This is a genomic window from Microbacterium testaceum, assembly GCF_001476285.1.
GTDB lineage: Bacteria > Actinomycetota > Actinomycetes > Actinomycetales > Microbacteriaceae > Microbacterium > Microbacterium testaceum_B.
This window is the reverse complement of the sequence record NZ_LDRU01000020.1, coordinates 40,046-53,444: the sequence shown is the minus strand read 5'-3', so window position 1 is coordinate 53,444 and position 13,399 is coordinate 40,046. Positions and strand designations below refer to the sequence as shown.

At 69.9% G+C, this 13,399-nt stretch carries 15 protein-coding genes; 11 read left to right on the top strand and 4 right to left on the bottom strand.

Annotation, left to right across the window (positions count from 1 at the left end):
• Window positions 1-71 precede the first annotated feature (71 nt).
• The 4 genes from NS283_RS04190 (at window position 72) to NS283_RS04175 (ending at window position 3,621) form a co-directional block, all read left to right on the top strand.
• Complete coding sequence (locus NS283_RS04190; protein ID WP_058595629.1) at window positions 72-995, top strand: ACP S-malonyltransferase; 924 nt, start codon at window positions 72-74, stop codon at window positions 993-995.
• On the top strand, window positions 992-1,996 hold the full coding sequence (locus tag NS283_RS04185; RefSeq protein WP_058595628.1) for a beta-ketoacyl-ACP synthase III: 1,005 nt from the start codon (window positions 992-994) through the stop codon (window positions 1,994-1,996). The genes NS283_RS04190 and NS283_RS04185 overlap by 4 nt, the downstream gene beginning before the upstream one ends.
• 69 nt (window positions 1,997-2,065) lie before the next feature.
• Window positions 2,066-2,314, top strand: coding sequence for an acyl carrier protein (locus NS283_RS04180; protein WP_013586517.1), 249 nt, complete (start codon window positions 2,066-2,068; stop codon window positions 2,312-2,314).
• 68 nt (window positions 2,315-2,382) lie between these two features.
• Window positions 2,383-3,621, top strand: coding sequence for a beta-ketoacyl-[acyl-carrier-protein] synthase family protein (locus NS283_RS04175; RefSeq protein ID WP_058595627.1), 1,239 nt, complete (start codon window positions 2,383-2,385; stop codon window positions 3,619-3,621).
• Window positions 3,622-3,762: 141 nt separating this feature from the next.
• On the opposite strand, the gene NS283_RS04170 is transcribed toward NS283_RS04175, so the two are convergent.
• From NS283_RS04170 to NS283_RS04160, 3 genes are all read right to left on the bottom strand, one after another.
• A complete protein-coding gene (locus NS283_RS04170; protein ID WP_058595626.1) occupies window positions 3,763-4,266 on the bottom strand; it encodes a DUF3145 domain-containing protein in 504 nt (167 codons plus the stop codon).
• 142 nt (window positions 4,267-4,408) lie between these two features.
• A complete protein-coding gene (locus NS283_RS04165; protein WP_058595625.1) occupies window positions 4,409-5,359 on the bottom strand; it encodes a hypothetical protein in 951 nt (316 codons plus the stop codon).
• Window positions 5,360-5,436: 77 nt separating this feature from the next.
• A complete protein-coding gene (locus tag NS283_RS04160) occupies window positions 5,437-5,931 on the bottom strand; it encodes a hypothetical protein (RefSeq protein WP_058595624.1) in 495 nt (164 codons plus the stop codon).
• 144 nt (window positions 5,932-6,075) lie between these two features.
• Here NS283_RS04160 and NS283_RS04155 point away from each other — a divergent pair, with 144 nt between their 5' ends.
• Window positions 6,076-6,750: a response regulator transcription factor gene (locus NS283_RS04155; protein WP_058595623.1), complete on the top strand. Its 675-nt coding sequence runs from the start codon at window positions 6,076-6,078 to the stop codon at window positions 6,748-6,750.
• On the top strand, window positions 6,747-8,174 hold the full coding sequence (locus NS283_RS04150) for a sensor histidine kinase (RefSeq protein ID WP_241492184.1): 1,428 nt from the start codon (window positions 6,747-6,749) through the stop codon (window positions 8,172-8,174). Before NS283_RS04155 ends, NS283_RS04150 begins: the two co-directional genes overlap by 4 nt.
• Window positions 8,175-8,237: 63 nt before the next feature.
• On the opposite strand, the gene NS283_RS04145 is transcribed toward NS283_RS04150, so the two are convergent.
• On the bottom strand, window positions 8,238-8,564 hold the full coding sequence (locus NS283_RS04145; protein ID WP_058595621.1) for a DUF7882 family protein: 327 nt from the start codon (window positions 8,562-8,564) through the stop codon (window positions 8,238-8,240).
• A gap of 183 nt (window positions 8,565-8,747) precedes the next feature.
• Here NS283_RS04145 and NS283_RS04140 point away from each other — a divergent pair, with 183 nt between their 5' ends.
• From NS283_RS04140 to NS283_RS04120, 5 genes are all read left to right on the top strand, one after another.
• Window positions 8,748-9,149: a GntR family transcriptional regulator gene (locus NS283_RS04140; protein ID WP_058595719.1), complete on the top strand. Its 402-nt coding sequence runs from the start codon at window positions 8,748-8,750 to the stop codon at window positions 9,147-9,149.
• Entirely contained in the window at window positions 9,146-10,069 is a 924-nt protein-coding gene (locus NS283_RS04135) for an ABC transporter ATP-binding protein (protein ID WP_058595620.1), read from the top strand. Before NS283_RS04140 ends, NS283_RS04135 begins: the two co-directional genes overlap by 4 nt.
• Window positions 10,066-10,761, top strand: coding sequence for a hypothetical protein (locus NS283_RS04130; protein WP_058595619.1), 696 nt, complete (start codon window positions 10,066-10,068; stop codon window positions 10,759-10,761). The genes NS283_RS04135 and NS283_RS04130 overlap by 4 nt, the downstream gene beginning before the upstream one ends.
• Before the next feature lie 210 nt (window positions 10,762-10,971).
• Window positions 10,972-12,375, top strand: a complete 1,404-nt coding sequence (locus NS283_RS04125; RefSeq protein WP_058595618.1) for a hemolysin family protein — start codon at window positions 10,972-10,974, stop codon at window positions 12,373-12,375.
• Entirely contained in the window at window positions 12,372-13,394 is a 1,023-nt protein-coding gene (locus NS283_RS04120) for a CNNM domain-containing protein (RefSeq protein WP_058595617.1), read from the top strand. The genes NS283_RS04125 and NS283_RS04120 overlap by 4 nt, the downstream gene beginning before the upstream one ends.
• Window positions 13,395-13,399: the final 5 nt, after the last annotated feature.

Here is a 13,399-nt window from a genome sequence, read left to right as displayed (position 1 = left end):
CACAAAGACACGCCGCATATCTGTGTCGATACCTCCATAAGACGGCGCTCGATCCTTGGCAGGATGGGACCGTGATCATCGCCGTCTTCCCCGGGCAGGGGTCGCAGACCCCTGGGTTCCTCACGCCGTGGCTCGAACTCGACGGGGCGCGCGAGCGTCTCGCCGCGTACTCCGAGCAGGCGGGTGTCGACCTCGTCGCCGCCGGCACCGAGTGGGATGCCGACCGCATCCGCGACACGAGCGTCGCCCAGCCGCTGATCGTGGCGGCGAGCCTGCTGTCGTGGTCCGCTCTGACGCAGCGCTCCGGAAGCGCCGTCGCCGGGGTCGCGGGGCATTCGGTCGGCGAGATCGCCGCGCTGGCGGCATCCGGAGTCCTGGCCGAGGACGATGCGCTCCGCCTCGTCGGTCTGCGCGGACGCGCCATGGCCGAAGCCGCCGCCGTCACCGAGACGGGCATGAGCGCGGTGGTCGGGGGCGACGAGGCGGTCGTCCTCGAGCGACTCGAGGCCCTGGGCCTCACCCCGGCCAACTACAACGGCGGTGGCCAGATCGTCGCGGCGGGCGAGCTGCCCGCTCTCGCCGAGCTGGCGGCCGAGGCGCCGCGCGGCGCGCGGGTCATCCCGCTGCAGGTCGCCGGTGCCTTCCACACGCGCTTCATGGAGCCCGCCGTCGAGACGCTGCGTGCGGCAGCCGCTGACGTCGAGGTGTCCGACCCGGGTCTCACGCTCTGGACCAACGCTGACGGCTCCGTCGTCGCCGAGGGGCGCCGCGCTCTCGACCTCGTCGTCGCGCAGGTGGCGTCGCCCGTGCGCTGGGACCGCTGCATGGCGTCGTTCGCCGAGCAGGGCGTGACCGGCATCATCGAACTCTCCCCTGCCGGAGCGCTGACGGGACTGGCCAAGCGCGCGCTGCGCGGCACGCCCACCGTGGCGGTCAAGACCCCCGACGACCTCGACGCGGCCGTCTCACTCCTGAAAGAAGACATCCAGGCATGAGCACCCCCACCCTCCGTCAGCTGCAGGGACCGGCGCACACGCGGATCTACGCGTACGGTGCCGCGCGCGGCGAGAACTTCGTGCCCAACGACGACCTCGTCGGGCCGATCGACTCGAGCGACGAGTGGATCCGTCAGCGGACCGGCATCGTCACGCGCGTCCGCGCGAACAAAGAGACGGATGCCATCGACCTGGCCTCCGAGGCGGCCCGCGAGGCCGTCGAGAAGTCGGGCGTGAACCCCTCCGACATCGACGCCGTGATCGTCGCGACCATCAGCAACCCGAAGCAGACCCCGTCCGCCTCGGCGATCGTCGCCGACCGGATCGGCGCGAACCCCGCGGCCGCGTACGACGTCAACGCGGCATGCGCCGGGTTCGCCTACGGCGTGGGCCAGGCGGACGCGCTGATCCGCGGCGGCCTCGCGAAGCACGTGGTCGTCGTCGGCGCCGAGAAGCTGAGCGACATCGTCGACCCGACCGACCGGAGCATCTCGTTCCTGCTCGGCGACGGAGCAGGTGCGGTCGTCGTCGGACCGAGCGACACCCCCGGCATCGGCCCGACCATCTGGGGATCCGACGGTTCGAAGGCGGATGCTGTGGGCATGAACGCCACGCTGACCGAATTCCGCGACGGGGCGGCGCCCTGGCCGACCCTTCGCCAAGAGGGACCGACGGTGTTCCGCTGGGCCGTGTGGGAGATGGTGAAGGTCGCTCGTCAGGCCATCGAGGCCGCCGGCATCGAGCCGGGCGATCTCGCGGCCTTCGTTCCGCACCAGGCGAACATGCGCATCATCGACGAGTTCGCCAAGCAGCTCGGGCTGCCCGAGACGGTGGTCATCGGCCGTGACATCGAGACCACGGGCAACACGTCCGCGGCATCGATCCCGCTCGCCACTCACCGGCTGCTCGAGGAGCACCCCGAGCTGAGCGGCGGACTCGCGCTGCAGATCGGCTTCGGCGCCGGTCTGGTCTTCGGCGCGCAGGTCGTCGTGCTCCCCTGACGCGACGGCGCCGAACCCTAGACTGATCGGGGCCCGTCGGGCCCAACCCCCAAGAAAACAGGAGACATCATGGCATTCACCAACGACGAGGTTCTCGCCGGCCTTGCCGAGCTCATCACCGACGAGACGGGCATCTCGGCCGACGAGGTCGCCCTCGAGAAGTCGTTCACCGACGACCTCGACATCGACTCCATCTCGATGATGACGATCGTCGTCAACGCCGAGGAGAAGTTCGGCGTCACGATCCCCGACGACGAGGTCAAGAACCTCAAGACCGTCGGCGACGCCGTCACCTTCATCACCTCGAACCAGGCCTGATTCTCCCGGTGGGGGCTTCGGCCCCCACCGGTCAGGTCCCATCGGTCCCGAGCAAGGATTCGCACCCCATGAGCACACCCCGCATCGTCGTCACCGGCATCGGAGCCACCTCCCCCATCGGCGGGACGGCCCCCGAGAGCTGGTCCGCCCTGCTGGCCGGCACTTCCGGCGCGCGCACCCTCGAGCACGAGTGGGTCGAGAAGTACCAGCTTCCCGTCACCTTCGCCGCCGAGGCTCTCGTCCGCCCCGAGACCGTTCTCGAGCGCCCCATCGCCAAGCGACTCGACCCGTCGTCGCAGCTCGCGATGGTCGCGGCGAAGGAAGCGTGGGAAGACGCGGGCGCGCCCGACATCGACCCCGACCGTCTCGGCGTCGACTTCGCCACCGGCATCGGTGGTGTCTGGACGCTCCTCGACGCGTGGGACGTCCTGCGCGAGAAGGGCCCGCGCCGCGTCATGCCGATGACGGTGCCCATGCTCATGCCGAACGCGGCGGCCGGCAACCTGTCGCTGCACTTCAACGCTCGCGCGTTCGCGCGCACCGTCGCCTCGGCCTGCGCCTCGAGCACCGAGTCGATCGTCAACGCCGTTCAGCACATCCGCGACGGTCTCGCGGATGTCGTGATCGCCGGCGGTACCGAGTCGGCGATCCACCCCATCACGATCGCCTCGTTCGCGTCGATGCAGGCGCTGTCCAAGCGCAACGACTCGCCCGAGACCGCCTCCCGCCCGGCGAGCATCGACCGCGACGGCTTCGTCATGGGCGAGGGCGCGGGCGTGCTGATCCTCGAAACCGAGGAGCACGCGAAAGCCCGCGGGGCGAAGATCTACGCCTCGATCGTGGGCGGCGGCGTGACCGCCGACTCGTACCACATCACCGCGAACGACCCTGAGGGCCGCGGCGCCGCCCGTGCGGTGCGCATGGCCCTCGACATGGCCGGCGCGTCCGTCGACGACGTCACCCACATCAATGCGCACGCCACCTCGACGCCCGTCGGCGACCCCAACGAGTACCAGGCGCTGCGCGCGGTGTTCGGAGATCGCGTCGACGAGATCCCCGTCTCGGCCACCAAAGCCTCCACGGGCCACCTGCTCGGCGGAACGGGTGCCCTTGAGGCGATCTTCACCGTTCTCGCCTTGCAGAACCGCGTGGCTCCTCCCACGATCAACCTCACCGAGCAGGACCCCGAGGTCCCCTTCGCCCTGTCCGGTTCGCCGGTCGAGCTGGGGGCGGGCGACCAGCTCGCGATCAGCAACTCGTTCGGCTTCGGCGGTCACAACGCCGTCGTGGCGATCGCGTCGGTCTGATCACGGCCGAACGCCCCCGGCATCCCCCGACTGCTTCGGGGATGGCGGGGGCGTTCGCCTTTCGATCGGGAGGGGATACGCGGTCTCGGTGCCGGGAATGATCACCGACGTCCGGTAATGGCGCCTCCCCGCCCGACGGTTTCAGCCGACCTTGTGCAGCCAGACGATCTGCTGATCGTCTCCGGCATGACGGAACGGCTCGAGTTCTTCGTCCCACGCGGAACCCAGCGCGACGTCGAGCTCACGCTGCAGTTCGAACGCGTCGCCCGCCGCGACCTCCATGGCGTAGCGCACGCGGTCCTCGCCGATGACGACGTTCCCGGCGGCGTCGGTCTGCGCGTAGTGGATGCCGAGACCAGGCGTGTGCATCCAGCGACCGCCGTCGCTGCGCGGGGTCGGATCTTCGCTGACCTCGAAGCGGAGGTGCTCCCACCCGCGGATCGCGCTCGCGAGAGCCGCGCCGGAGCCGACGGGACCCTCCCAATAGAACTCGGCGCGTCGACTACCCGCGAGGACCGGCTGGTCGGTCCAGTCGAAGTTCACGGCACGGCCGAGAGCGCGTCCCACCGCCCACTCGAGGTGGGGGCACAACGCGCGGGGCGCGGAGTGGATCAGGATCACTCCGCGCGAAGACGTGGTCGCCATGGTCTCTCCTTCGTCAGGTACGTCTTCCCCTACGACCTGTGACGGAGTTCACGGCGATGTTCGGTTGTCTCGGTCATTATCGCCCGTTCATAACGAAATCACAACACTGTGATTCGCCCGTGGATGACCCGTGCGCGGGCCGTCAGCCGAACCAGAGCGACCAGTAGAGCGCGAAGTTGCGATTGCCGTACGCCGAGCAGGCGTCGCCCGTCCCCCACGTCGCGGCGAGAGCCGCGGCGTTGGGTTGGTACGGCGTGTAGTTGTACAGGGCGGCGGTGGCCTCGTTCTCGATCGCGACCTCGGAGCCGCCGCAGTCGGGATCGGGCGAGAACGCGATCCAGTGCGTGCCCGGCTGCCGCATGAAGTCCGAGGCGCTGTACGACTTCAGGTCGGTGGCGCCCTGGACGACCTGTGACGCGAACCCGGCGAGACCGGGATCGCACGGAGCGGTGTCGGGGCACCGCGCGCCCATCGCGGCGCCGAGTTCTGTTTCGTCGGGCGCGCGAGCCGTACGGCCCGACACGAGGCTCTGCTCCTTCTGGAGCGTCACGAGCAGGACCTTCGCGGAGATGCCGCACGCGCGCTGGACCCGATCGATGATCTCCGCGGCCGTGAGGTCGCCGCCGTCGATCGCTTCGCAGATGGTCTCGCCCGTGGCATCCGAGACGAGCCTGTCGCGGCCGGGCAGGGTCGTCCGCAGGACGTTGAGGCAGGTGTCGGTCCGGCACTCCCCCACCTTCTCGTCGAGGAATCGCTGGATCTCGTCGGCGGTCATCGCGTTGCCGTCGTAGAAGTCCGCATCGTCGATCAGGCGGCCGGGGTCGAAGGTCGAGAGGTCCATGCTCTCCTTCTCCACCTCGTCCTTCATCTCGGTGTTCCACGCGGCGCCGAGGCTGAGCAGGGGGACGAAGGCGGCGACGAGGAGACCGACGATGGAGAGCGCGCCGATCGCGACGAGGATGCCGACGGCGAGGCGGCGGCGACGCAGCGTCGCCGCGCGGGAGCGGCGCCGCGCGCGGCTCCGAGGCGTCCGGCGCGGAGGCGTCCGGCGGGAGGAGGCGACGCGGCGGGCCGGAGGTCGCCGTGCGGTCATGCATCGATCGTGCCTCACCGCGCTGACCGCGGCCTGCACGTCGAACGTGCGGCGCGGCGGTCAGCGCGGGTCGGTCATCAGCTGCCGGGCGTCGGCGGCATGGTCGGCGCCTGCCCGTCGGTGGGCGGGGCGGGAGGAGTGGGCGCCTGTCCGTCCGCGGGAGGCGTGGCGCCGCCCGGACCCCCGGCGCCCGGTCCCCCGGGACCCTTCGCGCCCGGCTCGCACGCGCCCGGTCCTGCACCGTCGCCCGGCGTGGCGGGAGGAGTGGCCTCGGCGCCGGGGGTCGGGGCCCCGGCGCCAGGGGTCGGGGCATCGGTCGGGGTGGCGCCCGGCATCGGTGCGGTGCCCGGCCCGCTGCCGCCGTCAGCGCTCGGGGCGGACGTCGTCGAGGCCCCCGCGAGGGCGAGGGGAGCACCGGACTGCGCGGCGATCGCGGCGGAGCCTCCGGCGAGGCCGAGCGCCACGACCACGGCACCGGCGATCAGCGCGGGTCGCGTCCAACGGCGCCGCTGCGGTTCGGGCTGCTCCTCGGTGCGCGGCAGAGGGAGTGTCGGGTTGTCGTCGTCGGTCATGATGTTCCTTCCTGGGCCGGAGGATTCCCGGCGGTAAGCCCAGCCTTGGAGGCAGGACTGAAGCGAACCTGAAGCTTGCTCACGGCATCGGATGCCATAGCCGACGCATAAGAAGCGCACAGGGCGCGGTCGTACCGTGACGAGGTGCCCACCCCTGCCCGCGTCCTCGTCCTCGACGACGACGAGACCATCCGCATCAGCGTCGTCACCGCGCTGCGCGCGGAGGGCTTCGTCGCGGAGGGGGCACCCGACGGCGGTGATCTGACGGCGCGTCTGCGTGCGTTCCGCCCCGACCTCGTGGTGCTGGACTGGATGATGCCGGGGCCTGCCGGCATCCGGCTGCTCCCGGTGATCCATGCCGAGGGCGACACCGCCGTGATCATGCTCACCGCGCGCGACGAGGTCGACGATCGCCTGCGGGGCTTCGCCGAGGGCGCGGACGACTACGTGACCAAGCCGTTCACCGTGGCCGAGCTCGTGGCGCGCGTGGGCGCGGTGCTGCGTCGTCGCGGGCGCCTCCCCCAGACCATCGCGGTCGGGGATCTCGTCGTCGACCCGGACGCAGCGATCGCGCACCGCGCCGGTGGGGCGCTCGATCTCACGGCGACCGAGTTCCGCCTGCTGCAGTTGTTCGCGGAGAGCCGCGGCCGCACCCTGTCGAAGGGGCAGATCCTCACCCAGGTGTGGGGGTACGACGACTACGACCCGAACCTCGTCGAGGTGCACCTCAGCGCTCTGCGACGCAAGATGGAGACGCGCGGACCGCGTCTGATCCACACCGTGCGCGGCCTCGGCTATCGCCTGAGCGTCACGCCATGATGGCTGCACCGGCGCTGCGATCGGGTTCGCTCCGTCGTCGGACGATCGTCGCCGTGCTCGCGCTCGTCGCGGTCCTGCTCATCGTTCTGTCGGTCGTCGTCGACGTCGCCCTGGGCGCCCGTTTGCGGGGCCAGATCGAGGAGCGACTGCGCGATCGCGCCGCGGCCGCCGCGTCGCTCGTCGGCACCGTGGACGACACCGATCTGGCCGAGCGCCTGTCGGATCAGGGCCTCGCCGTGCGCATCGACAGCGCGGGCGGCGGTTCGATCGTCGCCGGTCCGAGCCCCGAACAACTCCGCGACGGCCCTCGGGGGCCCGGGGGCCCGGGACCTGGGGAGCCCGCGGCGCCACAGCCGACTGCGACGGGTTCCGCTGTCACGGTCGTCGCCTCGTCGGTCGGCGGTGACGACGATCTCGTGACGCTGAGTTCGACCCTGAGCGACGGATCCACTCTCACGCTCACGGCATCCGCGGTGGGTGTTCAGGACACGCTCGTCCAGGTGCGGTGGATCATGGCGATCGCCTCCGCCGTCGTTCTCGCTCTCGCCGCGGGAGCCGTGATCGTCATCGTGCGCGCGACGCTCCGGCCGCTGGACCAGGTATCGGAGGTCGCGCGCTCGATCGGTGCGGGCGAGCGCGGCCGCCGGCTGAGGCCGACGCGGCCGGACACCGAGATCGGCCGCGTCGCGACCGCGCTCGACGACATGCTCGACGATGTCGTCGGTGCCGAGGAGGCCGCGCGCGGCGCAGAGCGGCGATTGCGCGCCTTCCTCTCGGACGCGGCACACGAGTTGCGGACGCCGGTCGCGGGTATTCGCGCCGCCGCCGACACCCTTGTTCGAGCCGACCTCGAGGGGCCTGACCGCGAGATGCTCGCCGCACAGGTGGCTCGAGAAGCCGCTCGCGCCTCGCGCCTCGTCGACGACCTGTTGATGATGGCGCGGGTCGACCGGGGCCTAGAACTCACTCGAGCCGACGTCGACCTTCGGGGTCTCGTGCGGGCGGAGGCGGAGCGGGCACCGCTGCTCTACCCCCATCTCGACCTGCGGGCGACGGTTCCGGACGCCCCTGTCGTGGCATCCGTCGACGTGGACCGCATCGGCCAGGTGCTGTCGAACCTCATCGAGAACGCCGCCCGCGCGACGGGCGGTCGCGGATCGGTGCGTGTCGGCGTGAACGAGGGCCCGACGGAGGTCGTCGTGACGGTGGCCGACGACGGACCTGGCGTCGCCGAGGGCGACCGCGAGCGCATCTTCGATCGACTCGTGCGCCTGGATCCCGCGCGTTCCTCGACGGGTGTGGGTCTCGGCCTGCCCATTGCGCGAGGGATCGCGCGTGCACACGGCGGCGACGTCCGCTGCCTGCCGAACGAGGGAGGGGCGCTCTTCGTCGTCACCCTCCCCCGCGGCGAGCGCCGGGGTTGAGTCGGCGCGGCGCGCTCGCCCATGCGGGGCGCGTTCGACGCAGCGCGTCGTGCAGTGCGCGCGTCAGCGTGCGACGCGCGACGGCGGGGCGGCCGCGATGACCGGGCCCGTCGAGAGGAGCGTGAGCCCATCGGCGCTGCTGGCGTCGTGCATCATCTGATCCACGAGTTCGCGGTCGATCGACGGCTCGCGGCCGCCGTAGAACTGCAGCACGAGGGCGTTCGAGGCGTGCACCCAGATGCTGGCCTGGCGGACTCCCTCGTTGACGGGAAGCTGCAGCATGAACCCCTCGTTGCGGCGCAACTTGTTCATGATGACGATGCGAAGGTGGGCGAGGATGCGGTCGTCGATGTCGAACGATGCGCGATCACGGTAGATGAGGCGTCCCACGGCTGGTCCTTTTCTGGCGCGATGAAGAGTCCTGTGATGCAAGGGGCGGGACCGCGCCGGGAAGCGCAGCAATGCGGGGTGCACTTAGTATCTCACGCCGCGAAGTATCTCCGGTCTTGACACGGCTCGGCCACGCGTTGCATGGTTACTTAGTCAAGTAATGAACCAATGGACGGAGATCGCATGATCGACGACGGCAGGGCGCTGTTCCTCCAGATCGCCGAGAGCGTCGAAGACGCCATCGTCGATGGCTCGCTCGCCGAGGAGACACGTGCGCCCTCCACGAACGAACTCGCCGCGTTCCACCGCATCAACCCCGCCACCGCCGCGAAAGGAATCACCATGCTCGTCGACAAGGGCGTCCTCTACAAACGGCGAGGCATCGGCATGTTCGTCGCCTCGGGCGCGCGTGACACCCTGCTTCGCGAGCGCCGCACGGCCTTCGCCGACCGCTTCGTCGAACCCCTCCTCGCCGAAGCCCGCACTCTCGGTCTCGGTCCGGACGACCTCGCCGATCTCATCCGCGAGCGCGCGCAGCTCGCCTCCGCCATCCCCTCCCCCCGCACCGAAGGAGTCGCACGATGACCGCCGTGATCGAGGCCAGGGGCCTCACCAAGCGCTACCGGGGCGGACTCGCCCTCGACGACGTGTCGTTCCGGATCGAGAAGGACTCCATCTACGGTCTGCTCGGCCGCAACGGTGCCGGCAAGACCACCCTCATGTCCATCCTCACCGCGCAGAACTTCGCGTCGAGCGGGCAGGCCCGCGTCTTCGGTGAGGACCCGTACGAGAACCCGCGCGTCCTCTCGCGCATGTGCTTCGTCCGTGAGAGCCAGAAGTATCCCGATGACGCTCAGCCCGCCCACGCCTTCCGGGCCGCCCGTCTGTTCTTCCCGGACTGGGATCAGGCATTCGCCGACCGTCTCGTCGAGGAGTTCCAGCTTCCGCTGAAGCGGACGATCAAGAAGCTCTCGCGCGGACAGCTCTCGGCGGTCGGCGTCATCATCGGCCTCGCCTCCCACTCCGAGATCACCTTCTTCGACGAGCCGTACCTTGGCCTCGACGCGGTCGCCCGACAGATCTTCTACGACCGCTTGCTCGAGGACTACGCCGAGCATCCGCGCACGATCATCCTGTCGAGCCACCTGATCGACGAGGTCGCCAACCTCCTCGAGAAGGTCATCGTGCTCGACGGTGGACGCATCGTCATGGACGAGGACACGGATGCCGTGCGCCACAGTGCCGTGACGATCGTCGGTGACTCGATCGCGGTGGACGCCTTCTGCCTGGGGCGCGAGGTCATCCATCGCGAGAGCCTCGGCGGCGTGGCATCCGTCACCGTCGTCGGCGAGCTCACCCCGGCGGACCGCCGGGCGCTCGTCGAGGCGCGACTCGAGGTCGCCCCGGTATCGCTGCAGCAACTCATCGTGCGTCGTACGCAGAACACCAGCCCACGCGCCGCCGCCACGGTCGGCGCCTCCCTCCCGGAAGGAGCGCTGCGATGAACCGCACGCTGAACGTGGTCCGTCTGCAGCTGATCAACCGTCAGACGTTCCTCTGGCTGCCGTTGATCATCCTGTTCGGAGCCTTGGGGCTGAGCCTCCTGGTGTACGGGATCATCGCCGCGGCGGGCGTCGACGGCGTCAAGATCAGCGGCGGCGCCCAGGCCCCGCTGTGGTACTTCGGCGTGGTCGGCGCCCAGGCGCTGACCCGCACGTTCCCCTTCTCCCAGGCGATGAGCGTCACGCGTCGTGAGTTCTTCACGGGGACCCTGCTGACAGCGGGGATCACGGCTGTCGTGCTCTCGACGATCTCCGTCATCGGCGGCCTTGTCGAGCAGGCGACGGGTGGGTACGGCATGAACGGGTACTTCTTCTACATGCCCTGGCTCTGGGAGGCTGGTCCCGTCGCGGCCGGAGTGACCTCCTTCGCCGTCGCGATGTTCTTCTTCGTCATCGGATTCTGGGCGGCGACGATCTTCAAGCGCTTCGGCACGCTCGTCCTCACCGTCACCCTGGTCGGTGTGGGGCTCCTTCTGGTCGCGATCATCGCGCTCGTCACACTCACCCGGTCGTGGCCCGCCGTTCTCGAGGGCGGGGCTGCGCTCGGGGCCTTCGGGATGGCGCTCTGGGGGCTGGTGCTGATCGCCGCCCTCGCGTCCTCGTCGTTCCTCACCCTGCGTCGCGCGACTCCGTAATCGGGCGGGAAAGGGGCCGGACCGCGCCGCGGTCCGGCCCCCTTTTACGCGGTCAATCCCCAGCCGGGCGTGTCGTCGCCTCGATACAGTTGAGGACGATCTTCGATCAACCGACCCACGAGAGAGAAACCCCGTGAGCCATCACCGAACCTCCCCCGACCAGGAGGGCCGATCTTCGAGCCCCCTCGTTTCGAGAGGGGGTGAAATCTGATGCTGGCTGCGGTCCTGACTCTTCTGTTGGGCGTCATCGTGACTCTGGCGATCATCGTCGCCTGCGGCTTCTTCGTCGCGCAGGAGTTCGCGTACATGTCGGTCGACCGTTCGCGCATGGCGGCGCTGGCGGAGAAGGGCGACGCGCAGGCCAAGCGCGTGCTCGCCATCACGAAGCGCACGTCGTTCATGCTCTCCGGCGCGCAGTTGGGCATCACGGTGACCGGTCTGTTGATCGGTTACGTCGCCGAACCGCTGATCGGTGCATCACTGGGCACGCTGCTCGGCGGCGTGGGTATCGACCCGGGCGTCTCGATCCTCATCGGCACCGTCGGTGCCCTACTGCTCGCCACCGTCGTGACGATGATCTTCGGTGAGCTCTATCCGAAGAACCTCGCGATCGCGAGCCCCGAGCCGTTGGCGCGCGCCCTCGCCGTCCCGACGCGCATCTACCTCCTGCTCTTCGGGTGGCTCATCACCGTCTTCGATGTCGCGGCCAACGCGCTCCTGCGTCTGCTGCGCATCGAACCTCTCGAGGACGTCGACGAGAGCGCGACGGCACGCGACCTTGAGGCGATCATCGAGGAGTCCCGCCAGAGCGGTGACCTCCCCGACGATCTGTCGATCATCATCGACCGCATCCTCGACTTCCCCCAGCGCGACGTCGAGCACGCCATGATCCCGCGCTCGCAGATCGACTCGGTGACCCCCGAGACGACGGTCGGTGAGGTGCGTGCCCTCATGGCATCCGGACACACGCGCTACCCCGTCATCGGCGACGAGGACTCCCCCGTCGGCGTCGTCGAGTTGATCGACCTGCTGCGCGAGCAGCCGGCGGACGACGCCCTCGTGTCGACGGTCATGCGGCCCGCCGTCGTCCTCCCGACCTCGATGATGCTGCCGGTCGCCCTCGACCGCATGCGCAAGACCCGCAACGAGCTCGCGTGCGTGGTCGACGAGTACGGCAACTTCGACGGCATCCTGACGATCGAAGACCTCACCGAAGAGGTGATCGGCGAGCTCTCCGACGAGCACGATATCGAGACGTCCGAGGTCGCCGTCGTGGGCGACGACGCGTGGAACGTGCCCGGAGATCTGCACCTCGACGAACTCGAGCGCGTGATCGGCCACGACCTGGCCGAGACGGACGCCGAGACGGCTGCGGGTCTGGTCATCGAGACCCACGGCGACCTCCCCGCGATCGGCGCGGTGGTGCGCGTCGACCTGCCCGAGAAACCGTCCGAAACAGTTCAGGGCCTCGAGATCGAGCGCTGGCTGACCGTGGAGGTCGTCGAGGTCGACCGGCACGTGCCCTCGCAGCTCGCGGTCCGCCTGCATGAGGTGGATCGGGATGCCGAGCCCGCCGACGAAGCGCCGAGCGTCGATGAGGAGGTGGCCCGATGAACGGCTGGATCGTTGCCCTCATCACGGCACTGCTGATCATCGCGAGTGCGTTCTTCGTGATCGTGGAGTTCGCCCTCCTCGCCGCCCGCCGACATCGCCTCGAAGAGGAGGCCGCCACGAGCGCCTCCGCCCGCGCGGCCCTGCGCGGCGTCAACGAGCTCACCGTCATGCTCGCGTTCGCGCAGCTCGGCATCACGGCCTGCACCTTCCTGCTCGGGGCGATCACGAAGCCGGCGATCGACTACGCCCTCGCCCCGGTGTTCGAGGCCTGGGGTCTCCCCTACGTCCTCGCCGACATCATCGCGTTCATGCTCGCGCTGATCGTCGTCACGTTCCTTCACCTCGTGATCGGCGAGATGGCCCCGAAGTCGTGGGCGATCGCGCATCCCGAGACCGCGGCGAAGGCCACCGGCATCCTGGCCCGTGCCCTCACCTGGCCACTGCGACCGTTCCTCCTGTGGATCAACCACATCGCGAACCGCCTGGTGAAGGCGTCGGGTGTCGAGCCGGTCGACAAGGCGGCCGCGGGCGGTCAGGACGCCGACACGATCCGCGAGCTCGTCGCGCATTCGCGCCAGGCCGGCACGCTCGAAGAGCAGTACTCGGAGCCGATCGCGCAGGCGATCGCGCTCGGCACCCTGACGGTGGGCGACATCGTCCGGACGGACCGCTCCCCCACGAGTGTGCCGACGGATGCCACGGTCGCCGACATCCAGGCGGTCGCGGCCGCGTCGACGCACCTGCGGATCCTCGTCGGTGCGGGAGCGTCTTCGCGGGTCGCCCACGTGCGAGACACGCTGACCGTCGATCCCGCGACCCCGGCGCTCGACATCGCGCGAGAGCCGCTCGTGCTGGAGCCGGAGGCCTCGGCGTACGACGCCCTGGCGCGGATGCGTCGCGGCCGGGTGCAGCTGGCCACCGTCGTGGACGGCGACCGGCTCGTGGGGGTCGTCACGCTCGACGACCTTTTGCGCGAGATCCTGCCGGGGCCCGGCGAACTCGTCGACGTCACGCGGTGATCGTT